This window comes from Amycolatopsis sp. NPDC005003 (assembly GCF_053600695.1).
The window spans coordinates 126,869-150,951 of sequence record NZ_JBSGAI010000013.1 but is presented as its reverse complement, the minus strand read 5'-3'; the positions used below and the strand labels follow the sequence as shown (position 1 = coordinate 150,951).

23 protein-coding genes are annotated in these 24,083 nt (G+C 72.2%); 13 read left to right on the top strand and 10 right to left on the bottom strand.

Translation table 11 applies throughout. The features are described from left to right. Positions 1–3 precede the first annotated feature (3 nt). Positions 4–660, top strand: coding sequence for an RES family NAD+ phosphorylase (locus ACWED2_RS17650; RefSeq protein WP_091315215.1), 657 nt, complete (start codon positions 4–6; stop codon positions 658–660). On the opposite strand, the gene ACWED2_RS17645 is transcribed toward ACWED2_RS17650, so the two are convergent. From ACWED2_RS17645 to ACWED2_RS17635, 3 genes are read right to left on the bottom strand one after another with little or no spacing between them, the layout of a single operon-like run. Further along, positions 642–1,277 carry an HAD family hydrolase gene (locus ACWED2_RS17645; protein WP_449691536.1) on the bottom strand — a complete coding sequence of 212 codons (636 nt, stop codon included), beginning with the start codon at positions 1,275–1,277 and terminating at the stop codon, positions 642–644. The genes ACWED2_RS17650 and ACWED2_RS17645 overlap by 19 nt on opposite strands. Further along, complete coding sequence (locus ACWED2_RS17640; RefSeq protein WP_449691535.1) at positions 1,274–3,211, bottom strand: S9 family peptidase; 1,938 nt, start codon at positions 3,209–3,211, stop codon at positions 1,274–1,276. The genes ACWED2_RS17645 and ACWED2_RS17640 overlap by 4 nt, the downstream gene beginning before the upstream one ends. Before the next feature lie 54 nt (positions 3,212–3,265). Beyond that, the gene (locus ACWED2_RS17635) at positions 3,266–4,228 is read right to left on the bottom strand and encodes a TerC family protein (RefSeq protein ID WP_449691534.1); all 963 of its coding nucleotides are present in this window, start codon (positions 4,226–4,228) and stop codon (positions 3,266–3,268) included. A gap of 304 nt (positions 4,229–4,532) precedes the next feature. Here ACWED2_RS17635 and ACWED2_RS17630 point away from each other — a divergent pair, with 304 nt between their 5' ends. Genes ACWED2_RS17630 through ACWED2_RS17620 form a run of 3 tightly spaced genes read left to right on the top strand, consistent with a single transcriptional unit; the run spans position 4,533 to position 9,141 of the window. Further along, entirely contained in the window at positions 4,533–7,403 is a 2,871-nt protein-coding gene (locus tag ACWED2_RS17630) for an alpha/beta fold hydrolase (RefSeq protein ID WP_449691533.1), read from the top strand. 31 nt (positions 7,404–7,434) lie between these two features. After that, positions 7,435–8,364 carry an ABC transporter permease gene (locus tag ACWED2_RS17625; RefSeq protein ID WP_449691532.1) on the top strand — a complete coding sequence of 310 codons (930 nt, stop codon included), beginning with the start codon at positions 7,435–7,437 and terminating at the stop codon, positions 8,362–8,364. A gap of 36 nt (positions 8,365–8,400) precedes the next feature. After that, positions 8,401–9,141 (top strand): enoyl-CoA hydratase/isomerase family protein, encoded by a 741-nt coding sequence (locus ACWED2_RS17620; protein ID WP_449691531.1) that lies wholly within the window; start codon positions 8,401–8,403, stop codon positions 9,139–9,141. Here the strand turns inward: ACWED2_RS17620 and ACWED2_RS17615 are convergent. Next, complete coding sequence (locus ACWED2_RS17615; RefSeq protein ID WP_449691530.1) at positions 9,138–9,641, bottom strand: SRPBCC family protein; 504 nt, start codon at positions 9,639–9,641, stop codon at positions 9,138–9,140. The genes ACWED2_RS17620 and ACWED2_RS17615 overlap by 4 nt on opposite strands. Positions 9,642–9,863: 222 nt before the next feature. On the opposite strand from ACWED2_RS17615, the gene ACWED2_RS17610 reads away from it, so the two are divergent. Both ACWED2_RS17610 and ACWED2_RS17605 read left to right on the top strand, forming a co-directional pair. Continuing rightward, positions 9,864–11,249, top strand: a complete 1,386-nt coding sequence (locus ACWED2_RS17610) for a S28 family serine protease (protein ID WP_449691529.1) — start codon at positions 9,864–9,866, stop codon at positions 11,247–11,249. A gap of 60 nt (positions 11,250–11,309) precedes the next feature. Beyond that, entirely contained in the window at positions 11,310–11,699 is a 390-nt protein-coding gene (locus ACWED2_RS17605) for a VOC family protein (protein WP_449691528.1), read from the top strand. Positions 11,700–11,873: 174 nt separating this feature from the next. Here the strand turns inward: ACWED2_RS17605 and uvrB are convergent, their stop codons facing one another. Genes uvrB through ACWED2_RS17590 form a run of 3 tightly spaced genes read right to left on the bottom strand, consistent with a single transcriptional unit; the run spans position 11,874 to position 16,354 of the window. Then, entirely contained in the window at positions 11,874–14,030 is a 2,157-nt protein-coding gene (gene uvrB / locus ACWED2_RS17600; RefSeq protein ID WP_449691527.1) for an excinuclease ABC subunit UvrB, read from the bottom strand. Between the two features lie 46 nt (positions 14,031–14,076). Continuing rightward, positions 14,077–14,688, bottom strand: a complete 612-nt coding sequence (locus ACWED2_RS17595) for a carboxymuconolactone decarboxylase family protein (RefSeq protein WP_449691526.1) — start codon at positions 14,686–14,688, stop codon at positions 14,077–14,079. A gap of 10 nt (positions 14,689–14,698) precedes the next feature. After that, on the bottom strand, positions 14,699–16,354 hold the full coding sequence (locus tag ACWED2_RS17590; RefSeq protein WP_449691525.1) for a DUF5685 family protein: 1,656 nt from the start codon (positions 16,352–16,354) through the stop codon (positions 14,699–14,701). Between the two features lie 105 nt (positions 16,355–16,459). On the opposite strand from ACWED2_RS17590, the gene ACWED2_RS17585 reads away from it, so the two are divergent. Both ACWED2_RS17585 and ACWED2_RS17580 read left to right on the top strand, forming a co-directional pair. After that, a complete protein-coding gene (locus ACWED2_RS17585; RefSeq protein ID WP_449691524.1) occupies positions 16,460–16,978 on the top strand; it encodes a DUF402 domain-containing protein in 519 nt (172 codons plus the stop codon). Between the two features lie 58 nt (positions 16,979–17,036). Continuing rightward, complete coding sequence (locus tag ACWED2_RS17580) at positions 17,037–17,222, top strand: hypothetical protein (RefSeq protein ID WP_449691523.1); 186 nt, start codon at positions 17,037–17,039, stop codon at positions 17,220–17,222. Here the strand turns inward: ACWED2_RS17580 and coaE are convergent. Beyond that, positions 17,219–18,403 (bottom strand): dephospho-CoA kinase, encoded by a 1,185-nt coding sequence (gene coaE / locus ACWED2_RS17575; protein WP_449691522.1) that lies wholly within the window; start codon positions 18,401–18,403, stop codon positions 17,219–17,221. The two genes, ACWED2_RS17580 and coaE, sit on opposite strands and share 4 nt — an antisense overlap. A gap of 146 nt (positions 18,404–18,549) precedes the next feature. Here coaE and ACWED2_RS17570 point away from each other — a divergent pair, with 146 nt between their 5' ends. Both ACWED2_RS17570 and ACWED2_RS17565 read left to right on the top strand, forming a co-directional pair. Then, positions 18,550–18,798: a hypothetical protein gene (locus ACWED2_RS17570; RefSeq protein ID WP_449691521.1), complete on the top strand. Its 249-nt coding sequence runs from the start codon at positions 18,550–18,552 to the stop codon at positions 18,796–18,798. A 120-nt stretch (positions 18,799–18,918) separates the two neighbouring features. Beyond that, positions 18,919–19,176: a hypothetical protein gene (locus ACWED2_RS17565; protein ID WP_449691520.1), complete on the top strand. Its 258-nt coding sequence runs from the start codon at positions 18,919–18,921 to the stop codon at positions 19,174–19,176. Here ACWED2_RS17565 and ACWED2_RS17560 read toward each other — a convergent pair. After that, positions 19,173–19,619, bottom strand: a complete 447-nt coding sequence (locus ACWED2_RS17560) for an OsmC family protein (RefSeq protein ID WP_449691519.1) — start codon at positions 19,617–19,619, stop codon at positions 19,173–19,175. The two genes, ACWED2_RS17565 and ACWED2_RS17560, sit on opposite strands and share 4 nt — an antisense overlap. A 165-nt stretch (positions 19,620–19,784) precedes the next feature. On the opposite strand from ACWED2_RS17560, the gene ACWED2_RS17555 reads away from it, so the two are divergent. Then, positions 19,785–20,399 (top strand): TetR/AcrR family transcriptional regulator, encoded by a 615-nt coding sequence (locus tag ACWED2_RS17555; protein WP_449691605.1) that lies wholly within the window; start codon positions 19,785–19,787, stop codon positions 20,397–20,399. Positions 20,400–20,468: 69 nt separating this feature from the next. Here the strand turns inward: ACWED2_RS17555 and rpsA are convergent, their stop codons facing one another. Beyond that, positions 20,469–21,968 carry a 30S ribosomal protein S1 gene (rpsA, locus tag ACWED2_RS17550; RefSeq protein WP_003098851.1) on the bottom strand — a complete coding sequence of 500 codons (1,500 nt, stop codon included), beginning with the start codon at positions 21,966–21,968 and terminating at the stop codon, positions 20,469–20,471. Positions 21,969–22,300: 332 nt separating this feature from the next. On the opposite strand from rpsA, the gene ACWED2_RS17545 reads away from it, so the two are divergent. Together ACWED2_RS17545 and ACWED2_RS17540 are read left to right on the top strand one after the other, a co-directional pair. Further along, positions 22,301–23,152, top strand: a complete 852-nt coding sequence (locus ACWED2_RS17545; RefSeq protein ID WP_449691604.1) for a class I SAM-dependent methyltransferase — start codon at positions 22,301–22,303, stop codon at positions 23,150–23,152. After that, positions 23,149–24,066, top strand: a complete 918-nt coding sequence (locus ACWED2_RS17540; protein ID WP_449691518.1) for a GNAT family N-acetyltransferase — start codon at positions 23,149–23,151, stop codon at positions 24,064–24,066. Before ACWED2_RS17545 ends, ACWED2_RS17540 begins: the two co-directional genes overlap by 4 nt. The last annotated feature ends 17 nt before the right edge of the window (positions 24,067–24,083 follow it).

Here is a 24,083-nt window from a genome sequence, read left to right as displayed (position 1 = left end):
CCCATGGCCCGGCTCCCGCTGCCGCCCGCCCGATCCGTCCTGGTCCGGCAGCTGAACCGCGCCGACGACGTGGTGACGGTCCAGCCCGCGACCAGGCTCGTGCGGATCTTCACCGCGCACGGCAGACACCCCCAGCAGTGGAACTCGTTCCGCTACACCGGCCCGCTCCCGCACGGCCGGTTCGACCAGCAGACGCCCGGCCGCGGCGGTGCGCCGGTCACCGATCCCGCGAACGGCGTCCTCTACTTCGGCCTCACCGTGCGCACGTCGGTCGCCGAGGTCTTCCAGACCAGTTCGACGGTCGACCGCCGCACCCGCGGTCCCCGGCTGGTCGTCGTCCGCCCGACGCGCACCCTGCGCCTGCTCGACCTGACCGGCCTCTGGCCGACGCGGGTGGGCGCCTCCCAGGAGATCTCCAGCGGGCCGAAGAAGCTGACGCAGGCGTGGGCCCGGGCGATCCGCGGCGCGTTCAGCGACCTGGACGGCCTCTGGTACCGCTCGTCGATGGACTCCGGCGATCCCGCGATCTGCCTGTGGGACCCGCCGGCGGGCGCCGCGCTCCCGATCGCGCCGGACGTGCTGCTGCCGCTGGACCACCCGGGCCTGGACGTCCCGCTGGGGCGGGTCTGCGAAGAGCTCAACTACACGCTGCTGAACTGAGCCTCGAGCAGCGGGATGATCGCCCGCAGGTCCGGCCCGTCGACGACATGGGTGGCGATCGCCCGGGCGGCCGGGGTCGCGTTGAAGGCGATGCTCGTTCCGACGGCGGCGAAGAGCGGCAGGTCCGACCGGCTGTCCCCGACCGCGGCACACCGCTCCGGCGCGAAGCCCTGGGCGAGTGCGAAGTCCCGTTTGCCGTACTCGTCGAAGTGCTCGGCGACGCGGCCGGTGTAGCGGCCCCCGACGGCTTCGGGCACCGGGCCGCAGTACGCCGCGAACCCGAACCGCGCGGCGAGCAGCCGGCCCACCGGCGTCCACGCGAGCGTGGTCAGGACCGGGCGCAGATCATGGTCGCGGCACCAGGTCACCGTCTCGGCGATTCCGTCGACCAGCGGCAGCGTCGCCAGCCGGGCCGCGATCTCCGCCTCGGTGTGCCCCGCCCAGCCGCGGGCGTCGATGACCGACGCTTCCTGGTTGGTCATCGTCCCCGCGACGTAGGCCGCTTCGGCGGCGACGAGCTCGGCCTCGTGCCCCAACGCGGCGGCCACCCACGCGCACGAGCTGGTGCCCGGGACGAGGGTGCCGTCGACGTCGAAGCAGACCAAGCCGCGCGTCACAGGTGCCGCGCCCACCACTCCAGGACCGCCTCGAAGCGCTGGACCCGGTGCCGCGGGCGGCCCGAACGGCTGAGCTCGTGGCCTTCGCCGGGGAAGATCAGCATCTCGGCCGGCGCGCCCGCGCGGCGCAGCGCCACGAACATCCGCTCCGCCTGCTCCAGCGGGCAGCGCCAGTCCTGCTCCGAATGCACCACCGCGAACGGGATCTCGATCTGCGCCGCGTACGAGAGCGGCGACCGGTCGCGCTGCACTTCCGGCGAGGAGCCGATGTAGGCGTCGACGAACATGTAGCCGATGTCGGAGCTGCCCAGCATCGAGTCCCACGCGTTGACCGCGCGCTCGCTCCACGCCGCCTTGAAGCGGTCGCCGTGGTGGGCGGCCAGCCAGCTCGTCATGAACCCGCCGTACGAACCGCCCATGATGCCGACGCGGGAGGCGTCCAGGTCCGGGCGTTCCAGTGCCTTGTCGAGCAGCGCCAGGACATCGTCGACGTCGACGGTGCCGAAGCCGTGCGTGATCGCGTGGCCGTGCGTCTGCCCGTAGCCCGCCGACCCGCGCGGGTTGCCGACCACCACCGCGTAGCCCGCCGACGCGTACACCTGTGCCTCGTCGAACACCGCCCACTCCTGCTGGGTGAACGGGCCGCCGTGCACCACGCGCAACACCGGGTGCGGGCCTTCGCCCTCGGGCAGGACCAGCCAGCCGTGCACCGGGTAGCCGTCCGGGGCGGTGGTCTCCAGCTCGATCATCGGCCGGATGCCCTTGTCCCGCAACGGCTTCGAGTAGTCGGTCAGCACGCGCGGGCCGCCGTCGCCCAGCAGCACGAGCTCGCCCGCGGTCGACGGCGTCGCGATCACCGCGACCAGCACCGAGCCGTCCAGGGCGAACGAGCGGACCGCGGCCTGGTCCGCGTGGACCACCGCGAGGTCGGCCAGCGGGGCTTCGACGGCGTCGACGGCGACCGCGCGCAGTTCCACCGCGCCGCGGTTGCGGACCGCCACGAGCACGTCGTCCCCACGCGGAGCCGGCGGCCCGGCCGCCGCTTCGCAGTCCACGGTCTCGGCGTCGGTGAGCCGCCGGGCCTTCACCGGGCCGGCCCCGAATTCGGGCGTCGCCGCGTAGAGGCCGGTGGGCACGGCCTCGTGGTGCTCGTCGAATGACTGTCCGAAGTAGAACAGGGTGCCGTCGGCGCCGAACACCGGGCGCTCCGAGTACCCCTCGCAGCGCACGACGACCTCGGGTTCGCCGCCCCCGGCGGAGATCGCGCAGATGTCGCGCGCGTCGCTCTCGGCCGCCCCCCAGTCCGGCGGGGCGGTGAAGACCACGCGCGTGCCGTCCGGCGTCCAGACCGGGTGGGCCGCGTCGAACCCGTCGCCGGTCAGCGGCTCGAGGTCCCCGGGCTCGAGGGCATCGACGACGAACAGCCGCTGCATGCGGTCGCGCACGAAACCGACGTCGTCGATCCGGTAATCCATCCGGGTGATCCGGCGCGGCGCCTCGGCGGCCGGCTCCGGCGTCTCGCCGTCGGCGTCCGGCGTGCCGTAGCGGCCGGCCTCGGGCACGCGCGCGGTGAACGCGATCCGCCGCGAATCCGGCGCCCACACCGGCTCCCCGGCCCCGAGGTGCAGCGAAGTCAGCCGGCGGGCCTCCCCTCCGTCCGACGGCATCACGTGCAGCTGCGGGCTGCCGTCGGCGCCCTTGCCCTCTCCAGCGCGGAGGAACGCGACCCAGCGCCCGTCCGGAGAGATGGCCGGGGCCGAGTCGCGCGGACCGTGGGTCCACGCGGCCTCGCCGCCGTCGAGGGCCACCCGCCGCACCGCGCTGTGGGTGGCGTTCGCTGTGAGATCCGGTCTCTTGATCGCCGTGAGCAGCAGGTTTCCGCGCAGGGCGGGACGGCCGGGGACGACGAGGACTTCGATGTCGGCAGGACGCACGTCCCGACCGTACCCGATTCCTTAGCGATGCGAACGAGTTTTACGGGTACTCGATCACGCGGCGACCTGCTTGCGCTCGTCGCGCCGGGCCTTCGCCAGGCTGGCCACCGTGGTCACGGTCAGCACGACGACGATCACGCCGAGGGAGATCCAGTTGTTGATGTCCAGCCAGTCCGGGACGACGTGGTACTCGTGCAGGGCGTGCAGGAACAGCTTCGCGCCGATGAAGGCGAGGATCACCGCTAGGCCGTAGCTGAGGTAGACGAGCTTGGTCACCAGGCCGCCGAGCAGGAAGTACAGCTGACGCAGGCCCATCAGCGCGAAGGCGTTGGCGGTGAAGACGAGGAATGCCTCCTGCGTGATCCCGAAGATCGCCGGGATCGAGTCGACGGCGAAGAGCAGGTCGGCCGAGCCGATGGCCACGATCACCAGCAGCATCGGCGTGATCATCCGCTTGCCGTTGATCTTCACCGTGTAGTGGTGGCCGTGGTAGTCGTCGGTCACCGGGGCGAACCTGCGGACCTGCCGGGTCACGGCGTTCTCGTGGTACTCCTCTTCCTCGCCCTTGCCGCGCAGCATGCTGATCGCCGTCCAGATCAGCACCGCGCCGAACAGGAAGAACACCCAGACGAACTGGGCGATCAGCGCGGCGCCGATGGCGATGAAGACGCTCCGCATGGCGAGCGCGAGCAGGATGCCGACCAGCAGCACGCGGTGCTGGTGGATGGCGGGCACCTTGAACGAGCCCATGATGATCATGAAGATGAACAGGTTGTCGACGCTCAGCGAGTACTCGGTGATGTACCCGGTGAAGAACTCGACGCCCGGGTCGTGCCCGGCGAAGACCCACACGCCGATGCCGAAGACGATCGCGCACGAGACGTAGAAGATGACCCAGCGAGCCGCTTCCCCCGTGGTCACTTCGTGCGGCTTGCGATCGACGATGACCAGGTCCAGCGCGATCAGCGCGAGCAGGCCACCGATCGTGGCGATCCACAGCCACAGGGGGACAGTCATGGAACCAGAACCTCCGGATAGTGCGCAGCAGCAACTAACCGGAGGTCTCTCCCGCCGGTGAAACCACCGGCCGACGGTGCCGGGGGCGCAGGGCCACCGTGCTGACGACACCGCCGCGAAGGAATACTCCCCTCACAGCGCGTCCAGTTTGCCGGTTCCCCCCACCCGAGCGCCAGCCGGGATCGCGCACGTCACCGGGTTGGTCGTGTAATTCCGGTCACCTCGGTCCACCAGGTGGTCCGAAACGTGTGATCACTGTGAGCCGCGGAGAACACTCTCAGGAAACTTCACATACGGTCACGTCGTGCCCCGACTCCCGCTCCCGCGCACCCGCCGAGCCCGGCTCACGGCGCTCGGCGCCGTCGTGGCGGTGCTCGCCGCCGCGACCGTCCTCTGGGCGACGCGCGACACGGCCCCGCCCGCGGTGCCCACCCAGGACGCCCTGCTCGACCTGCCCGCCGCCCCCGGCTCGGCCGAGCAGGTCAAGATCGACACGACCACCTACCTGCCCGCGACCGTGCCGGCACCGGCGGTGCTGCTCGCGCACGGCTTCGGCGGCGACAAGAACAGCGTCGCCGACGACGCCCGCGAGCTCGCGCGGAAGGGTTTCGTCGTGATGACGTGGTCCGCGCGCGGCTTCGGCAAGAGCACCGGCAAGATCGGGCTCAACGATCCGGACGGCGAGGTCGCCGACGCGAGCCGCCTGATCGACCGGCTCGTCGCGCAGCACCAGGTGACGCTCGACGCCAAGGGCGACCCGAAGGTCGCCGTCACCGGCGCCTCCTACGGTGGCGCGCTGTCGCTCCTGCTGGCCGGTACGGACAAGCGCGTCGACGCGATCGCGCCCGTGATCACCTACAACGACCTCGCCCAGGGCCTGATCCCGAACGCGGCGACCCCCGCGTCGGCCGCCCCGGGCACCCCGTCCGCCGGTGCCTTCTCGACCGACGGCGTCTTCAAGAAGAGCTGGGCCGGCATCTTCTTCTCGGCCGGCTCGGGCGCCGCGGCGAGCGGCTCGCCGTCCGCCGAGGCACCGGAGGCCGGGCAGGAAACCGACACCGGCTCCACCGGCGCCGCCGGGACGGCCGCCGCCGCGGGGGCCGCCCTGCCCGCCGGGCCGCCGGGCGCGGGCGGACCGCGCACCGCGCCGGCCGATCCCTGTGGCCGGTTCACCGCCGCGGTCTGTCGCGCCTACACCGAACTCGGCACCACCGGGCAGGCGAGCCAGGCGAGCGTCGACCTGCTGCGCCGCGTTTCCCCAGCGTCCGTCACCGGCAAGATCACCGTGCCGACGCTGCTGGTGCAGGGCGAGAGCGACACGCTGTTCGGCCTCGACCAGTCCGACGCGAACGCCCGGCAGATCACCGCGGCGGGCGGCAAGGTCAAGACGATCTGGTACACCGGCGGCCACGACGGCGGCAAGCCCGGCCCGCAGCTGCGCGCCAAGATCGCCGACTTCCTGAAGACGGCGCTGGACGGCGGCGACCCGGGCACCGGTTTCAGCTACGACGTCCAGGGCACCTTGCGCGCCAACGGGACGCCGTCGGTCCGCACGGTCACCGCGGCCGCCTACCCCGGGCTCGACGGCTCGGCCACCGAGCGGCGGCTGCTCGCGCTGGGCGGCCCCGAGCAGCCGGTGGTGCGCCCGGCCGGGGCGAACCCGGCGGCGGTCAGCGGGATCCCCGGCCTCAACGGCGTCGCGAGCAGTTCGTCGCGGCTCGGCGCGCTGTTCAGCAACGACCCGCCCGGCCAGGCCGCGCAGTTCGCCACGGCTCCCTTCGACGGCCAGGTCGTCGTCAGCGGCTCGTCCACCGTGCGGCTGCGGGTCGCCGCGGACCCGGCGCACCCGCAGCCGGACGCGGTGCTGTTCGCGAAGCTCTACGACGTCGGGCAGGACGGCTCGCGCGTGCTGCCGGCCAACGCCATCGCGCCGTTCCGGGTGAGCGGGCTGCCCGCCGACGGCACCCCGGTCGACGTCACCGTGACGCTGCCCGGCATCGTCCGGCCGATCGAGGGCGGGCACTCGCTGCGGCTCGTCGTCGGCACCACCGACCAGGGCTACGCCACGCCGGCCGCGCCGGCGGTGTTCCGGATCGGGCTCGCCGGCGGCACCGCGCTGGCCGTGCCGGTCGTGCCGGGCAAGTCCGTCGGGTCCCCGGCGCCGGTCGGGCAGCTGGTGGGTATCGGCGTCACGCTGGCGATCGGCCTCGCCGCGGTGCTCTTCGCCGCCCTGCGCCGCCGTCGCGCCACTGACGTCGACCCGGGGCTCGCGACGACTCCGCTGGTCATCGAGGGCCTGCGCAAGCAGTACGCGGGCGGGTTCGTCGCGGTGAAGGACCTCTCGTTCCGCGTCGAACCGGGCCAGGTGCTCGGCCTGCTCGGGCCGAACGGCGCCGGCAAGACGACCACCCTGCGGATGCTGATGGGCCTGATCACGCCGACCGAGGGCAGCATCCGCGTGTTCGGGCACAAGATCACCCCGGGCGCGCCGGTGCTCTCGCGCATCGGCTCGTTCGTCGAAGGGTCGGGCTTCCTGCCGCACCTGTCCGGCCGGGCGAACCTCGAGCTGTACTGGGCCTCGACCGGGCGTCCGGCCGACAAGGCGCACTTCGCGGAGGCGCTGGAGATCGCCGGGCTCGGCAACGCGGTCGAACGCCGGGTGCGGACCTACAGCCAGGGCATGCGGCAGCGGCTGGCGATCGCCCAGGCGATGCTCGGCCTGCCGGAGCTCATGGTGCTCGACGAACCGACCAACGGGCTCGACCCGCCCCAGATCCACCAGATGCGCGAGGTGCTGAAGCGGTACGCCGCGACCGGCCGCACCGTGGTGGTGTCCAGCCACCTGCTGGCCGAGGTCGAGCAGACCTGCACGCACGTCGTGGTCATGCACCGCGGCTCGCTGGTCGCCTCCGGCGAGGTCGGCGAGCTGGCCGCGGCCGGTGGCGAGGCGACGTTCCGGGTCGACGACCCGGCCGCGGCCGCCGCGGCGCTCAAAGCGCTCAGCGGTGTCACCGACGTCGACGTCGAGGGCGAGCTCGTGCACGCGAACCTCGGCGAGCTGCCGCGGGCCGAGGGCGTGGCCGCGCTGGTGCGCGCCGGCGTCGCGGTGGAGCAGGCCGGGCCGAGGCGCCGGCTGGAAGACGCGTTCCTGCAACTGGTCGGAGAAGAGTCGTGACCGCCGACGTACTTCCTCCCGCGGAGGCGAAATGAACACGGATTCCGGGGTGCACACCGATCCGCACGCGCTCGACGAGCTGAGCGACGTCGCGTCGGCCGAGCACGCGGGCGTGGGGCCGGACGGCGCGGTCGAGGGCTACTCCGCGCGGCGGACGCTGCGGCTCGGCGTCGAGCTGCGGCGCCAGCTCAAGCGGCGGCGGACGCAGTTCCTGCTCGGGTTCGTCGCGATCCTGCCGTTCATCCTGGTGATCGCGTTCCAGCTCGGGCAGTCGAACCCGAACCGGCGCAGCGGCGGCTTCGTCGACCTCGCCACGGCGTCCGCGCCGAACTTCGTCGTGCTGGCGCTGTTCGTGTCCGGGACGTTCCTGCTGCCGATGATCGTCGCGCTGTTCTTCGGCGACACCATCGCGAGCGAGGCGTCGTGGTCGAGCCTGAAGTACCTGCTGGCCGTGCCGGTGCCGCGGCAGCGGGTGCTGCGGCAGAAGGCGATCGTGTCGGGACTGCTCTCGGCGTTCGCGCTCGTGCTGCTGCCCTTGGTGTCGCTCGGCGTCGGGGTGCTCTGGTACGGCGCGGGCGACGCGATCAGCCCGACGGGTGACGCGGTTTCGTTCGGCGACAGCCTGCTCGCCATCGCACTGTCCACTGTGTACATCATCCTGCAGCTGGCCTGGGTGGCCGGCCTGGCGCTGGCGCTGAGCGTGTCGACCGACGCCCCGCTCGGCGCGGTCGGCGGCGCGGTGCTGGTGGCGATCCTGTCGCAGATCCTGGACCAGATCACCGCGCTGGAGGGGCTCCGGAACTACCTGCCGACGCACTACGCGTTCTCCTGGATGGACCTGATCTCGACCGACGTCGACTGGACCAACCTGGCGAGCGGCATGCTGTCGGCGGCGATCTACGGGACGGTGTTCTTCCTCTACGCCGGGCGGCGGTTCGCTCGAAAGGACATCACCAGCTGAGGCTCACGGGGTGGCTCGCCGCGGTACGGTCAGGCCGTGCCGATCAGCCTGGACAGCCACCGCGACGTCGCCGTGCTCCGGATCGACCACGGCCGGGGCAACACGCTCGACACGGACTCGTGCCGGGAGCTGGTGCGGCGGCTCGAGGACGCCGAGCAGGCCAGGGCCGTGGTGCTCACCGGCACCGGCGGCATCTTCTGCGCGGGCGTCGACCTCAAGCGGCTCGACGCGGGCGGGGCGCCGTACGTGGCGGAGTTCCTGCCGCTGCTGTCCGACGCGCTGCTGGCCGTGTTCGGCTGCCCGCGTCCGGTGGTCGCCGCGCTGAACGGGCCCGCCATCGCGGGCGGCGCGGTGCTCGCCGCGGCCTGCGACCACCGGGTGCTGGGCGCCGGCCGGATCGGCGTGACCGAGCTGCTCGTCGGGCTGCCGTTCCCGTTGGCCGCGCTGGAGATCCTCCGCTGCGCCTACGGGACGGCACGGCTGCCTTCGCTCACCTACACGGGTGAAACCTGGGGCGGGGCCGAGGCCTTGGCCCGCGGGCTGGCCGACGAGCCTGCCCCGCCGGAGGAGGTGCTCGAGCGGGCCCTCGCCGTCGCGGTCCGGCTCGGCGAGCTGCCCGCCGAGCCGTTCGCCCACACCAAGGCCCAGATCCGGCAGCCCTTCCACGAGCGGATCGCCGAATACCGCCACTCGGACGACCCGCGAGTGGAGCGGCTGTGGCAGTCCGCCGAGGCGCTCGCCGCCGTCAAGTCCTATGTGGACAGGGTGCTCCGCTAGGCGGCGTGCACGCCGCTCTCGGCCAGTGCCTTGATGCCCTCGACGGTCTTCTGCATGTTGGCCTGCAGCTCACCGAGCCGCATCGCGACGATCTCCTCTTCGTGCTCGGGCATCGAGCCGATGATCCTCGTCAGATTGGACGGGCCGGGGCCGATCCGGGCCCACTGCCGCAGGATCGTGCCGTCGCCGTCCGGGACGAGCTCGAAGCGCCACGACGCGGCCGGGTTCGTCACGTCCATCACGGTCCAGGCGAACAGCCGCCCGGGCTCGTAGCCGGTGACGGTCGAGATCGTCTCCCACTCCCCGGCGACCGGGTGGGAGTTGCGGCCGCGGAACCGCGCGCCGAGACCGGGCTCGGCGCCCTCGACCCAGCCGCCGCCCTGGAACTCGGTGGAGAACCGGGCCGGCAGGTCGACGTCCAGCAGCCAGGACCAGACCTCGGCCGGCGACGCGTCGATGCGGACTTCGACCTGCGTCGTGGGGCAGTCGGAAACCTTCATGGCGGACCCCTCGCTCGATGACGGTGCCTACGGATTCGGACCGTACGTGGGCCGGATCACGCGGACAACTCGCACGATGCCCGCGGTCGGCACGCCGGAGGACGCGGCGCCACCCGCCGAAAGTCGGATCCTCACCGATGCTGCGCCCGGACAGCCGATTGCCGACCGGCGCCGGTTCTGTGAGGGTCCCACCGAGGGTTCCACGAGCCGGGAGGGTGCTCGATGCGCAGACTTTTCACCGCGGGTGCGGTCCTGCTCGCGCTGGCCGGCCTGGCGCCGGCGGCCGCGGCGGCACCCGACATCAAGGCACAGCTGCAGCGGATCCCGGGGCTGACGGTCGTCTCCGAGGACGCCGCGCCGGCCGGGTTCCGGTTCTTCAAGCTGACCTACACCCAGCCCGCCGACCACCGGCACCCCGGCGCGGGCACGTTCCAGCAGCGGTTCACCTTGCTGCACCGCGACTTCGCCGCCCCGACGGTCGCCTTCACGAGCGGCTACAACGTCAGCGGCTCGCCGAACCGCTCCGAGCCGACGCAGATCGTCGACGGCAACCAGCTGTCGATGGAGTACCGCTACTTCACGCCGTCCCGGCCGGAGCCGGAGAACTGGGCGAAGCAGCTGACGATCTGGCAGGCGGCGGCGGACGAGCACCGCGCGGTGCAGGCGTTCAAGGCGATCTACCCAGGCAAGTGGCTGGCCACGGGCGGCAGCAAGGGTGGCATGACCGCGACGTACTTCCGGCGCTTCTTCCCCGACGACGTCGACGCGACGATCCCGTACGTCGCGCCCAACGACGTCATCGACCCGGTCGACGTCTACAACCGGTTCCTGTCCCGCGTGGGCACCGACCCGGCGTGCCGCGACGCGCTGAAGGCGATCCAGCGCGACGCGCTGAAGCGGCGTGACGAGCTGGGGGCGATCGCCGCGGCGGACGCGGCGCAGCGCGGGCTGACGTTCTCGATCGTCGGGTCGGCCGACAAGTCCCTCGAGATTTCGGTGATCGACTCGTACTTCGCGTTCTGGCAGTACCAGAAGCAGGCGGACTGCGCGACGGTGCCGCCGCCGGGCGCGCCCGCGGCCGACGTCTACGCCTGGTACGAGAAGGTGGAGAGCCTCAACACGTACTCCGACCAGGACCTGGCGCCGTACATCCCGTACTACTACCAGGCGGCGGTGCAGCTGGGCTCGCCCGAGGCGTACGACGGCTACCTGCGCGACCTGCTGCGCTACCCCGGCGCCGACCAGCCGAAGACGTTCGTGCCGGCGTCGATCCGCCTGCCGCGCTTCGACTACCTGGCGATGCCCGACATCGACTTCTGGGTCAAGTCCCGCGGCACCCGCCTGCTGTTCGTGTACGGCTCCGACGACCCGTGGGGCGCGGAGCCGTTCGAGCTCGGCTTCGGCAGCCGCGATTCCTACCGGTACTACGTGCAGGGCGGCAACCACGGGTCGAAGATCGCCCAGCTGGCCCCGGCCGAAGCCGCGGCGGCCACGGCGACGGTCCGGCGATGGGCCGGCCTGCCACCGGCCGCGCCCCTGGCCCGGCGCTCGGCCCCGGCGGGCTTCCCGGACTTCGACGCGGACCTGACGCCGCGGGCGCGACTGTAACTTTTCTCAGGCCGGGCGTACTCTCACCACACCCTGACGGCCCGGCCTGAGGAGGCGCGCATGCCTCGTCCCGTCCACTTCGAGATCCACGCGGGCGACCCCGAACGCGCCGTGGCGTTCTACACGGCGGTGTTCGGCTGGAAGTTCGAGCGCTGGGGCGATGTGCCCTATTGGGTGATCACGACCGGTGAGGGCCCCGGAATCGACGGCGGGCTGCTGCCTCGGCAAGGCCCGGCTCCGGAGGCGTCGGCTCCGATCCACGGTTTCGTCAACACTGTCGAGGTGGCGAACCTGGACGAGTCGTTGGGGGATGTCAATCGGGCGGGTGGGACGCTGGCTCTGCCGAAGAACCCGGTGCCCGGGGTGGGCTGGCTGGCTTATTGCAAGGACACCGAGGGGAATGTGTTCGGGATGCTGCAGCCGGATGAGAACGCTCCTACGCCTGAGTGAGCCTGATGAACCGGCCTTGGGGAGGCCCTTAATCCCCGATTGTGACTACGGCCGGCGACACCGCGTCAAGGCGGGGAAAGCGTGCCTTGACCCGGTGCCGCCGGCCGTGTCGGGGCTTCGGATCGGGATGCAGGGCGGGGTCTGGCTGTCGGTCCGGGCCCGGCGACCCGGCCGCTACTTGATGCCGGCCGCGTCCATGCCCCTCAGCTCCTTCTTCAGGTCCGAAATTTCGTCGCGCAAGCGTGCCGCCAGCTCGAACTGGAGGTCACGCGCCGCCTGCATCATCTGGTCGGTCATCTGCTGGATCAGGTCCGCCAGCTGGGCGCGCGGCATCGCCGACACGTCCTTGTCGACCAGCATCCCCGAGCTGCGCACCCGGTCGCCCTGCTCGGGCTTCTTGCCGCGCGAGGAGTTGCGGCCCGAGCCGCCCACCGAGACCTGCTCGGTGTCCTCGGCCTCGCTGTACACGCGGTCGAGGATGTCCGCGATCTTCTTGCGCAGCGGCTGCGGGTCGACGCCGCGCTCCTTGTTGTACGCCACCTGCTTCTCGCGGCGGCGGTCCGTCTCTTCGATCGCGTGCTGCATCGAGTCGGTGATCTTGTCCGCGTACATGTGGACCTCGCCGGAGACGTTTCGCGCCGCGCGGCCGATCGTCTGGATCAGCGACGTGCCGCTCCGGAGGAAGCCTTCCTTGTCCGCGTCGAGGATCGCCACCAGCGACACCTCCGGCAGGTCGAGGCCCTCCCGCAGGAGGTTGATGCCGACCAGCACGTCGAAGTCGCCCGCCCGCAGCTGCCGCAGCAGCTCGACCCGGCGCAGCGTGTCGACCTCCGAGTGCAGGTAGCGCACCCGGATGCCCAGCTCCAGCAGGTAGTCGGTCAGGTCCTCGGCCATCTTCTTCGTCAGCGTGGTGACCAGGACGCGCTCGTCGCGATCCGCCCGCTCCCGGATTTCGTGCACCAGGTCGTCGATCTGGCCCTCGGTCGGCTTCACGACCACCTTCGGGTCGACCAGGCCCGTCGGCCGGATGACCTGCTCGACGAACTCGCCGCCCGCCTGGCCCATCTCGTACGGCCCCGGCGTCGCCGACAGGTACACCGTCTGGCCGATCCGGTCGGAGAACTCCTCCCAGGTCAGCGGCCGGTTGTCGACCGCGCTCGGCAGCCGGAAGCCGTACTCCACCAGGTTGCGCTTCCGGGACATGTCGCCTTCGTACATGCCGCCGATCTGCGGGACGGTCTGGTGCGACTCGTCGATCACCAGCAGGAAGTCTTCGGGGAAGTAGTCGATCAGCGTCGCCGGCGCCGAACCCGGGCCGCGGCCGTCGATGTGGCGCGAGTAGTTCTCGATGCCCGAGCAGAAGCCGACCTGGCGCATCATCTCGATGTCGTAGGCCGTGCGCATCCGCAGCCGCTGCGCCTCCAGGAGCTTGCCCTGCCGCTCCAGCTCGGCGAGCCGCTCCTCGAGCTCCTTCTCGATGCCCTGGATCGCCTTTTCCATCCGCTCCGGGCCGGCGACGTAGTGCGTCGCCGGGAAGATCCGGACCTCGTCGACCTCCTTGACGATGTCGCCGGTCAGCGGGTGCAGGTAGTACAGCTTCTCGACCTCGTCGCCGAAGAACTCGACCCGGATCGCCAGCTCCTCGTACGCCGGGATGATCTCGACCGTGTCGCCACGGGCGCGGAACGTGCCGCGCGCGAAGGCGATGTCGTTGCGGGTGTACTGCACGTCGACCAGGGCCCGCAGGAAGACGTCCCGGTCGAGCTGCATGCCGACCGCGAGCTTCGAGGAGCGGTCCAGGTACGACTGCGGTGTGCCGAGGCCGTAGATGCAGGAGACACTGGCGACCACGATGACGTCCCGGCGCGAGAGCAGGTTCATCGTCGCCGAGTGCCGCAGCCGCTCGACGTCGTCGTTGATCGACGAGTCCTTCTCGATGTAGGTGTCCGTCTGCGCGATGTACGCCTCGGGCTGGTAGTAGTCGTAGTAGCTGACGAAGTACTCGACCGCGTTGTGCGGGAAGAGCTCGCGCAGCTCGTTCGCCAGCTGGGCGGCGAGGGTCTTGTTGGGCGCCATCACCAGCGTCGGCCGCTGGACGCGCTCGATCAGCCACGCCGTCGTCGCCGACTTGCCGGTGCCGGTGGCGCCGAGCAGCACGACGTCCTTCTCGCCCGCCTTGATCCGGCGTTCGAGCTCGTCGATGGCCGCCGGCTGGTCGCCGGCGGGCTGGTAGTCACTGACCACCTCGAACCGGCCGCCGGTCCGCGGGATCTCCGAGACGGGCCGGAAGTCGGACTGGGCGAGTACGGGGTGTTCGGTTGCGAAAGCCACGTGGAACAGAGTAGGCCGACCCACCGACAATTTCCGTTCGCCCTGGTCAGCGGGAGCGGAACACCGTGACCGAGGTGACATCGCCGCCGTCGACACTGCAGTGCAGGACCGCGCCGGGGACGGGGTCGTCGCCGAAGCACGAGACCAGCACCCGGTCGGGGCCGGTCGCCTGGACCTCGGTGCGCGGGAACGCGGCCAGCACCTCGGCGACCTCGCCTTCGGGAGCCGCGAGGTGCGCGAGGACGGCCTCGCGCGGCGACGGCGGGGGCGGGATGGGCAGGCCGTGACCTTCGAAGAGGCGGTTCAGCTGGTCGGCGGCGGAAACCGCGCGCGGGAAGCCGGCGAAGGCCGCGGCCTGGACGACGACTTCGCAGATCTCCGCCGGCGACAGGCCCGAGGCGAGCCCGGTGCGGAGGTGGACGCTCAGCGGCGGGCCCACCATGCCCGCGGCGACGATGGCGGCGAGCGTGGCGGCTTCGCGCGTGCGGGCGTCGAGCGCCGGGCGTTCGTGGAGGTGGCCATAGACCGTGCCGACGGCCAGCTCGCCCAGCGCCGGGACGGTGGCGAAGAGCGCGTCGAGGCGAGCTTTTCCGCCGTCGACGAGCTCGGCGAAGTTCTCGCGGCCCTGTTCGTGGAGCTGGGCCATCGGGTCGGTCATGGTCTCCCCTTCAGCAACCGCAGTCACAGCAGGAACAGCAGTCGCAGCAGTCGCAATCGCATCCCCAGGCGTCGATCGGCTTGCCGCTCCACGGGCCAGGGTAGGGGTCGCGGCAGCAGAACTGACAGGTGCAGCACATGTAGGGGATGAGGGCGCAGCCGAGGAAGGCGTTGCGCTTCTTCGGCGGGACGGCGAATTTCGGGTACCAGAGGCCGCCGCCCTTGCCGTCGTGGAACTTGGGCTTGTCGCGCTTGCCGGGGTCATTGGGGTCTTTGGGGCCGCCCGGTCCGCCGGGCCCACCGGGGCCACCCGGACCACCGGGGCCACCCGGACCACCGGGGCCACCCGGACCACCGGGGCCACCCGGACCACCGGGGCCGCCTGGGCCGCCGGGACCGCGGCCGCCTGGACCGCCGGGGCCGTTCGGACCGCCGGGGCCACGACCGCCGGGAGCGCCCGGCGGCGGGACCGGGCCCGGCGGCGGCGCGCCCCAGCCGGGCGGCACCTGGTGCGGGTGCTGCTGAGGCGCCGGCCCACGCCCGACCCAGCCCGGCGGCGGCTGGTGGGGATGCTGCTGCGGAGTGGGCCCCGGCCCGATCCACCCAGGCGGCGGCGGCTGCTGGCCGGCCGGGCCGCCCGGCCACGAGCCGTGCTCGGGCGAGGACCACTCGCCGGCCGACGAGGAAGAGCCCTCCCCCGCCCCGGAGCCGCGCCCGAAGAACAAGACCTCGCCCTGCCCCGAGGCGTGGCCGTGCCCGAGCGGCGAGCCCTCCCCCGAGCCGTGCGCGTGGTCGTGGCCGTGGGCGTGGGCGAAGCCGTGGCCGAAGGCCCTTCGCACCGCCTGGCGCAGCTCGTGCACCAGCAGCGCGTGCACCAGCGCCGGCTCGGCGAAGTCCGCCTCGCGCAACGCCAGCTCCACCCCCAGCACCGCGTCGTCACAGAGCCGGCGGGCCTCCTCCGGGCCCGTTCCCGTGGCCAGCAACGGGTTCCACGCCCCCACCGCCGCGTCCGCCGCGTAGTCCTCGACCGCGTCCAGCAGGTGTGCCACCCGGCCGAACAACCGGCCCGCCTCGGCCAGCGCCGCCGCGTTGCCCGGCTTGCCCGCCAGCTCCGCCGTGCGCGCGAACGCCGCCGCCGTGGCTCGCTCGGCCGGTTCCGTTGCCAGCAGTGGCGAATCGCCGAGGCGCACCGACGATTCCAGGGTGCCCTGCCCCTCGACCGCCTCCGTCAGCACCGTCGTGTCGAAGCCGACCTGGCCGCCCGTGCGCCTGCCCTGCGCCGTCCAGCGGGCCGCGACCCGGCGCGCCGCCGCGGCCACCGGGCGCCTTCCGAACGCGCCGTCGCCGTCCTCGACGTGGTCGCCGACCTTGGCCGCCGCCAGGACCAGGGACACCGCCGCCGCCAGCTGGGCGCCCTCGCCGCGGGCCACCGACGCCGTCCGCATCCCCCGCAAGGGGCACGGGCCCGCTTCGCGGCGGCCGTCCGCGCGCGGTGCCTGCGCCTCGACCAGCACCGAGATGATCAACCCGTCGTAGTTGGTGACCACCCGGGCGAACTGGCCGTGCTCGTCGCGCAGCGTCAGGCACAGCCCGCACAGGTGGGCCAGCCAGTCCGCGTGCAGGCTTTCGGCCAGCCGGTGCCGGCACGGCCTGATGATCCCGAACATCCCCGGTTCCCCCTCGTTGCCGCAACGCTCGGCGCACCTTAGCCCGAATGCGTGACGCCGGTGGCGGGAGTTCGCGTTTCGTGACCGGCCCGGCAGGATGACCGCATGGCCGCACTGCACCCCCCGAAGGTCGAGGTCTTCGACCCCGCCGCGCGCGCGAACATCGACCCGAAGGGCATCCTGCGGGAGGTCGAGGAGTTCCGCGAGGAGCCGTTCGGCCTGTACCTCGCCCGCCCCACCCCGGGCCGCGCCCAGTTCCACTACCTCGAGTCGTGGCTGGTGCCCCGGCTCGGCCTGCGCTTCACCGACTTCTGGTTCTCCCCCGGCCACGAGCGCGACCAGGACTTCTACCTCGACGTCGTCCGCGTCCACCGCGACGGCCCGCGCTGGGTCGCCACCGACCTCTACGTCGACATCGTGCTCAAGGACAAGCTCTCCCTCCGGGTGATCGACACCGACGAGCTCCTTGAAGCTCTCGAGGCGGGCCTGGTCACCGCCGAGGAAGCCGAGTACGCGCTGAAGGCCACGTACACCGCCGTCGAAGGGCTGGCCGCGCACGGCTACGACCTCGCCGCGTGGCTGGCCACCCTCGACATCGCGCTGACCTGGCGGCGTCACCCCTGACCCGGCGGCGCCGGGCCCGCACGTAGGGCGCGGGAAGACCGCCGACGACACCCGCAACGTGCTCTTCGTCGGCTACGACCCGTCGAAGATCGCGAAGCACTTCGGCGACGCGAGGATCGTCGGGCAGGTCGGCAATCGGCTCGGCCTCCGCAACGCGAGCGAGCGCATGCCGGTCCGGCTGCTCACCGGGCGGGGCGGCAGCTGGGCCGAAATCTGGCCGCAGCTGCGGGACATGCGTGCCTAAGGCGTCCAGCCGGTGGCCGCCGCCCACTTCTCCGCGCGGGCGAACACGCCGTTGACCCACTCCTGCTTCTCGTCGGCGTACGCCTCGACCGTGCCGTCGGCGGCGTGCACCTCGGCCAGCCGAAGCTTGACGTCGCGGTAGTCGTCGCGCTCCTCCGGGTTCGCGCGCAGGAAGTCGCGGAAGAGCAGCGCTAGCCGCCACGCCGGCGTCTCCACCGATCGGACGTGCAGGTTCACCGGGCGTTTCGGGTCGGCGCCGACGTGCAGGCGCTTGGGCCAGCTGCCGGCGCCGTCCTGGGCGTCGTCGACCCAGTCGCCCTCCAGCCGGGGGAAGCCGGCGTCGGCCAGCAGGCCGCCCAGCGTGTCCGCGTCGTCCAAAGTGGACACCGTGAGCTGCAGGTCGAGGACGTCCTTGGCGGGCAGGCCGGGCACGGCCGTCGACCCGATGTGGTCGGCGCGGCGGGCCAGCTCCCCCGCCGCGGCGCGGACCCGGGCCAGTACCCGCTCGGCCTGGGCCGGCCAGGTGAGGTCGTACTCGGCGATCTTCGGCGACACCGGCGGCCGCGGGCGGCGCAGCCGGACGTTGGCTTCGAACGGCACCAGCCGGTCCGCCCACAGCGCGTCGACCTCGGCGAGCACGGCGTCCGCGGCACCGCCGTTGTCCAGCCAGACGTCCGCGACGGCCCGGCGCTGCTCGGTGCTCGCCTGCGCCCGGATCCGCGCCCGCGCGTCCTCCTCGGCCATCCCGCGCGCCGACACCAGCCGCCGCACCCGCACCTCGACCGGCGCGTCGACGACCACCACCAGGTGGTAGGCCGTCGCGAGGCCGTTCTCGACCAGCAGCGGGATGTCGTGGACGATGATCGCGTCCGGCTTCGCGGCCGCCATCAGCTCCCCGGTGCGCGCGCCCACCAGCGGGTGCACGATCGCGTTCAGCCGGTGCCGCGACTCGTCGTCGGCGAACGCCTTCGCGGCGAGTGCCGGCCGGTCGAGCGAACCGTCGGCGGCCAGGATGTCGGCGCCGAACTCCGCCACCAGCCGGGCGAGCCCGTCGGTGCCGGGCTCGACCACCTCACGGGCGATCCGGTCGGAGTCCACCAGCACCGCGCCGTGTTCGGCGAGCCGGTTCGCCACGGTCGACTTCCCGGCCCCGATCCCACCCGTCAACCCCACACGCAACATGCCGATCACCCTAGTCACGCGGCCGTCGCGCCCCCGGGTGGACAGTCCGGTCAGATCTGCGCCATTTGTGTGACAAGTGGGAAATTGACGTAACAGAGAGCTGGTCCGGTCGATATCCCCGGCGAGGGCGTCATCGAGGGGGACTCGTGAGGACGACGAAGATCGGCAGCGCGGCCGCGGCCGCGCTCTGCGTGGGCGGGCTCGCCGTGGCCGCGCCCCAAGCCGCGGCCGCACCGCCGACACCAGCGGCGAGCGTCGCCGCGCCGCCGGCGCACTGCCTGTCCGGGGTCCGCCGGGTGCAGGTCACGTGCCTGCACACGCCGTTCCGGCGGCTGTACGTCGTCCAGAGCGTGTGGATGCCGTACACCACGTCGCCGTGCCTGAAGAGCGGGTGATCCGCAAGACGATCGGGACAGTGACTCAACCGATATCCGGACACGCCGCGTTGCTTACCCACCTGGAACCGCGCCAGTGCGTACGGTGCGCGCGAGCAGTGTCGCCCACGCGGAGGAACGATGGCGGACAGCAAGCACGCCGGAAGGCACCGGCTCGGCACGCCGGGGCTGGTGCACTGCCTTGTCCACCGCCCGGTGGCCGACGCGCTGGCCGACTACCGGCGGACCTGGCTGAGCACGCTGCTGATCCCGGCCAAGCACAGCTTCGCCGGCCTCCGCCGCAAGGCCCGCGCGGCCGCGCTCGAACGGATCTGGGTGCCGTCGGTCAGCCCGGTCCGGCCGGCCGGCCGGGCCGCGGTGACCTTCCGCGCCGCCTAACGGACGGTTTCGCGCGTCTCGATCACGATCTCCGACGACAGCGTGCGGTGCACCGGGCACTTGTCGGCGATCAGCATGAGCTTGGCGCGCTGCTCGTCGTCGAGGTCGCCTTCGAGCTCGATCTCCCGGCTGATCCGGCTGAGCAGGCCGCGCTCGGTTTCGCACCGCGCGCAGTCTTCGGCGTGGATGCGGTCGTGCCGGAGCCGGATGGTCGCCCGGGTCAGCGGGATGCCCTTGCGGTCGGCGTACATCCGCAGCGTGATCGCCGTGCACGAACCCAGTGACGCGAGCAGCAGCTCGTACGGGTTCGGGCCGGCGTCGGCGCCTCCGACCTCGGCCGGCTCGTCGACGAGCAGCGTGTGGGTCGCCGTCTCGACCTGCTGTGTATACGTGCCGTCGCCGCTCGCCGTGACGACGACGGTGCCGGGTTCGGGGTGATCCATCGGCCTGGATTCCTCTCGGGTTGCGGGAGGCGGCCGATCCGGACATCCGGCGCATTCCCAAGACGCGGCGGATATCGTATCTTCTGCTGCGAGTGGGTCACCCGGACGCCGTCCCGCGCCCGGCAGCCGCAAAGGGGGTGCGCCGTGGCTACCAGGCACTTGCCGATGCGCCCGGCCGACCAGGGCGGCCGCGAGCGCTACCTCGACGCGGCGCTGTCGGTGCTCGTGGACCGCGGGGTCCCCGGCCTGACCGTCCGCGGGGTGGCCGAAGCGGCCGGCGCGTCCACCCTCTCGGTCTACGCCCGCTTCGGCGGCCGCACCGGCCTGCTCGACGCCCTGTACGAGCGCACCTTCGACTCCCTGCGGGAACTGCTGGAAGGCCTGCCGCCCTCGAGCGAGGACGGCGTCGCGGATCTGCTGCACCTCGCGCTGGAGTACCGGCGCTTCGCCCGCGAGAGCCCGACCCGGTACGCGCTGATGTTCGAGCGGCCGGTGCCCGGGTTCGACCCGGACCCGGCCCTGCGGTCGGCGGTGCTGCGGACGACGTTCTCCCTGTTCATCGGCCGGGTCCAGCGGGTGTGCCCGCCGGGTGCGGACGCCCGCTCGGCGGCCTACCGGCTGTGGACGGCCATCCACGGCCTCGTCGGCGCGGAACTGCTGATGGCCTCGCGGCGGCCGTTGCCGGACTGGTTCATCCCGCCGACCGAAGAGGCGCACGAGCAGATGTACCGCGAAGGCGTCACCGCGATGATGACCGGCCTGGGTTTGCGCAACCACTGACCCGGAACGCGAAGCACCCCCGGTCCACAGAGGACCGGGGGTGCTTCGTTCAGCTCAGCGAGCCAGTGCTCACGCACCACCGGAAAGCTTCTCGCGGAGCGCCGCGAGCTGCTCGTCGGAGGCCAGCGTGCCACCGCTGCTCTTGGAGTCGGCCGGGGCCGAGCCCGAGGTGTAGCTTTCCGCGCCACCCTCGATGCCGGTCGCCGCGTCGGCCGCCGCTTCGGCGTCCGCCTCGACGGCCTTCTGGACCTGCTTCATGTGGGCCTCGTAACGAGTGTGCGCCTCGGCGTACTGGCGCTCCCACTCCTCACGCTGCTTGTCGAAGCCTTCCTGCCACTCCTGGGTGTCCGGGTCGAAGCCTTCGGGGTAGATGTAGTTGCCCTCGGCGTCGTACTCGGCGGCCATGCCGTACTGGGTCGGGTCGAACTCGGTGTCCGGCGTGACACCCTCGTTCGCCTGCTTCAGCGACAGCGAGATGCGACGGCGCTCGAGGTCGATGTCGATGACCTTGACCATGACGTCGCCGTTGACCTGGACGACCTGCTCCGGGATCTCGACGTGGCGCTCGGCCAGCTCCGAGATGTGGACCAGGCCCTCGATGCCCTCTTCGACGCGGACGAACGCACCGAACGGAACCAGCTTGGTGACCTTGCCCGGCACGATCTGGCCGATCGCGTGGGTGCGGGCGAACTGGCGCCACGGGTCTTCCTGGGTCGCCTTCAGCGACAGCGAGACGCGCTCGCGGTCCATGTCGACGTCCAGGACCTCGACCGTGACCTCCTGGCCGACCTCGACGACCTCGGACGGGTGGTCGATGTGCTTCCAGGACAGCTCGGAGACGTGCACCAGGCCGTCGACGCCACCCAGGTCCACGAAGGCACCGAAGTTGACGATGGACGACACGACGCCCTTGCGGACCTGGCCCTTGGCGAGCGCGTTGAGGAACTCGCTGCGCACCTCGGACTGGGTCTGCTCGAGGTAGGCGCGGCGGGACAGGACCACGTTGTTGCGGTTCTTGTCCAGCTCGATGATCTTCGCCTCGAGCTCGCGGCCGACGTACGGCTGCAGGTCGCGCACGCGACGCATCTCGACCAGGGACGCGGGGAGGAAGCCGCGCAGGCCGATGTCCAGGATGAGGCCGCCCTTGACGACCTCGATGACGGTGCCCTTGACGGGCTCGTCCTTCTCCTTGAGCTCCTCGATCGTGCCCCAGGCGCGCTCGTACTGCGCGCGCTTCTTGGACAGGATCAGACGGCCTTCCTTGTCCTCCTTCTGGAGAACCAGGGCTTCGACCTCATCGCCGACGGTGACAACCTCAGCCGGGTCGACATCGTGCTTGATGGAGAGCTCACGCGAGGGGATGACACCCTCGGTCTTGTAGCCGATGTCGAGCAGGACCTCGTCGCGGTCGACCTTGACGATGGTGCCCTCGACGATGTCGCCATCGTTGAAGTACTTGATCGTCTTGTCGATCGCCGCGAGGAAGTCTTCCTCCGACCCGATGTCGTTGATGGCGACCTGCTGGGGCCCGGTGGGGGCGGTCGGGGCGGTGGCGGTGTCGGTGGTCATTAGGCGGGTTGCTCCGGTGGATGGGAATCGAGGGTTGGCAGTTGTCGGCGCGATGGGCGGCATGCGACGACCCTGCAAGCAAACGTCCACCAGTGAACGACCGCGGCATGACCCCGCATACGGTGCGCGACCCGAGTCCCAACCAGAAGCTGAGCGGAAGGCAGCGCGAACCCACTGCGCTAACACTTATCCTACGCGGCAGTCGCTAGGCGGCACAATCAGGGTCCCCCTGGCTCGCTAAGGTCCTCGCGGAAGCAAACCGCACGCACGAGGACGCAGGTGGAGCAGGCAATATGAACGCCGGGCAGGCCACCGGGACCGGAGACACCATCATGCCACCGGAGCAGGCGCCCGCGCCGGGGCGCCACGACGCCGCCGAGCACCGGCTGGGCACCGCGGCGGTCGCCTACCGCGCGGTCGGCGGGGCCGAAGCCGCGGCGGCCAACCTCGCCTGGTGGGACGCCGACGCCGACGACTACCAGGCCGAGCACGGCGGGTTCCTCGGCGACGCCGACTTCGTCTGGTGCCCGGAGGGCGTCCGGGAGGCCGAGGCGCGGCTGCTCGGCGACGTCCGGGGCAAACGCGTGCTGGAGGTCGGCTGCGGGCAGGCCGCCTGCGCGCGCTGGCTGGCGGCCGAGGGCGCCGACGCGGTGGCGACCGACCTGTCCGCCGGCATGCTGCGCCACGCCCGCGACGGCAACGCGCGCACCGGCCTGGACGTCCCGCTCGTGCAGGCCAACGCCGAGCACCTGCCGCTGGCGTCGGGCAGCTTCGACGCGGCCTGCTCGGCCTTCGGGGCGATCCCGTTCGTGGCGTCGGTGGACGCGGTCTTCGCCGAGGTGCACCGGGTGCTGCGGCCGGGCGCGCCCTGGGTGTTCTCGGTGACGCACCCGATGCGGTGGATCTTCCCCGACGACCCGGGCCCGCAGGGGCTCACCGTCACCCAGCCGTACTTCGACCGCACGCCGTACGTCGAGGTCGACGACGAGGGCACCGCCACTTACGTCGAGTACCACCACACCCTCGGCGACTACGTGCGCGCGCTGGCCGCGGCCGGGTTCACCCTGACCGACCTGGTCGAGCCCGAGTGGCCGGCGGGGCACACGCGGGTGTGGGGCCAGTGGAGCCCGCTGCGCGGCAAGCTCTTCCCGGGCACCGCGATCTTCCGCACGCACCGCTCGTGACCACCCTCGAGGAGCAGCAGAACGCGCGGTTCGCCGCGCTCGACCCGCTGCTCCCGCCGATCGCGGCGCCGCCGTCGCCCTCGAACGAGCCGCTGGTGGTGACCGTCGGCGGGCGCAAGGCGGGCGGCCTGCTGACGAGCGCCGTGCACACGCCGGGGACGTGGCCCTCGCTCTGGGGTCCGTCGGACATCCGGGAACTCACCGCGGTGCCGGGCGACAGCGGCGCGGCGGGCCTCGCGGCGCTCTTGGGCGCGTGGCGCGACCGGCTGCGCGGGACGCCGGCCGGCCCGGACTCGGCCTGCACGCTGACCTGGCCGAGCCGCGACGCCGAGGCGTCCGCGGTGCTGCTGGCGCACGGGTTCGCGCCGATGACGTGCCTGGCCGTGCGCGGCCCCGACGCACCCGCCGCCCCCGGGCCGGCATCGGTGACCGTCCGCCGTGCCGGGGAGGGCGACGTCGACGCCCTGACCGACCTGCGGCTCGCCGAGTGGCGCTACACCTCGCTGGTCGGCACCGCGGTGCCGCGGCCGGGAGCGCGGGAGCTGCTGCGCGCGGAGGTCGTCCGCGCGCTGCGCTTCAGCGGGCTGGTCTGGCTCGCGGAGGAGGAGGGCGGCGTGCCGGCCGGGATGGCCTCCTGCGCGCTGGCCTCGGCGGCGCCGGGCAACTCCGTCCACGGGCGGCTGCTGCCGGGGCGCTGGGGGTACGTCGACACGCTGTCGGTGGCGCCCGCGGCCCGCGGCGGCGGGGTCGGCCGGGCGCTGATGACGGTGGCGCACCGGGAACTGCTCGGCCACGACGTGCGCGGGACGTTCCTCTTCTACCATCCGGCGAACCCGCTTTCGCCGGTCTTCTGGCACCGGCAGGGGTATCGTCCACTGTGGACCATGTGGCTCCGGCGCCCGGCCTGGTCCTGATCGCACACACCTCGGGG

Bases quoted from the DNA above. Each gene is read 5' to 3' on its own strand.
- ACWED2_RS17650 (WP_091315215.1), top strand. From the start codon at position 4: ATGGCCCGGCTCCCGCTGCCGCCCGCCCGATCCGTCCTGGTCCGGCAG.
- ACWED2_RS17635 (WP_449691534.1), bottom strand. From the start codon at position 4,228: ATGACTGTCCCCCTGTGGCTGTGGATCGCCACGATCGGTGGCCTGCTC.
- ACWED2_RS17625 (WP_449691532.1), top strand. From the start codon at position 7,435: ATGAACACGGATTCCGGGGTGCACACCGATCCGCACGCGCTCGACGAG.
- ACWED2_RS17615 (WP_449691530.1), bottom strand. From the start codon at position 9,641: ATGAAGGTTTCCGACTGCCCCACGACGCAGGTCGAAGTCCGCATCGAC.
- ACWED2_RS17610 (WP_449691529.1), top strand. From the start codon at position 9,864: ATGCGCAGACTTTTCACCGCGGGTGCGGTCCTGCTCGCGCTGGCCGGC.
- ACWED2_RS17605 (WP_449691528.1), top strand. From the start codon at position 11,310: ATGCCTCGTCCCGTCCACTTCGAGATCCACGCGGGCGACCCCGAACGC.
- ACWED2_RS17595 (WP_449691526.1), bottom strand. From the start codon at position 14,688: ATGACCGACCCGATGGCCCAGCTCCACGAACAGGGCCGCGAGAACTTC.
- ACWED2_RS17590 (WP_449691525.1), bottom strand. From the start codon at position 16,354: ATGTTCGGGATCATCAGGCCGTGCCGGCACCGGCTGGCCGAAAGCCTG.
- ACWED2_RS17585 (WP_449691524.1), top strand. From the start codon at position 16,460: ATGGCCGCACTGCACCCCCCGAAGGTCGAGGTCTTCGACCCCGCCGCG.
- coaE (WP_449691522.1), bottom strand. From the start codon at position 18,403: ATGTTGCGTGTGGGGTTGACGGGTGGGATCGGGGCCGGGAAGTCGACC.
- ACWED2_RS17565 (WP_449691520.1), top strand. From the start codon at position 18,919: ATGGCGGACAGCAAGCACGCCGGAAGGCACCGGCTCGGCACGCCGGGG.
- ACWED2_RS17560 (WP_449691519.1), bottom strand. From the start codon at position 19,619: ATGGATCACCCCGAACCCGGCACCGTCGTCGTCACGGCGAGCGGCGAC.
- ACWED2_RS17555 (WP_449691605.1), top strand. From the start codon at position 19,785: ATGCGCCCGGCCGACCAGGGCGGCCGCGAGCGCTACCTCGACGCGGCG.
- rpsA (WP_003098851.1), bottom strand. From the start codon at position 21,968: ATGACCACCGACACCGCCACCGCCCCGACCGCCCCCACCGGGCCCCAG.
- ACWED2_RS17545 (WP_449691604.1), top strand. From the start codon at position 22,301: ATGCCACCGGAGCAGGCGCCCGCGCCGGGGCGCCACGACGCCGCCGAG.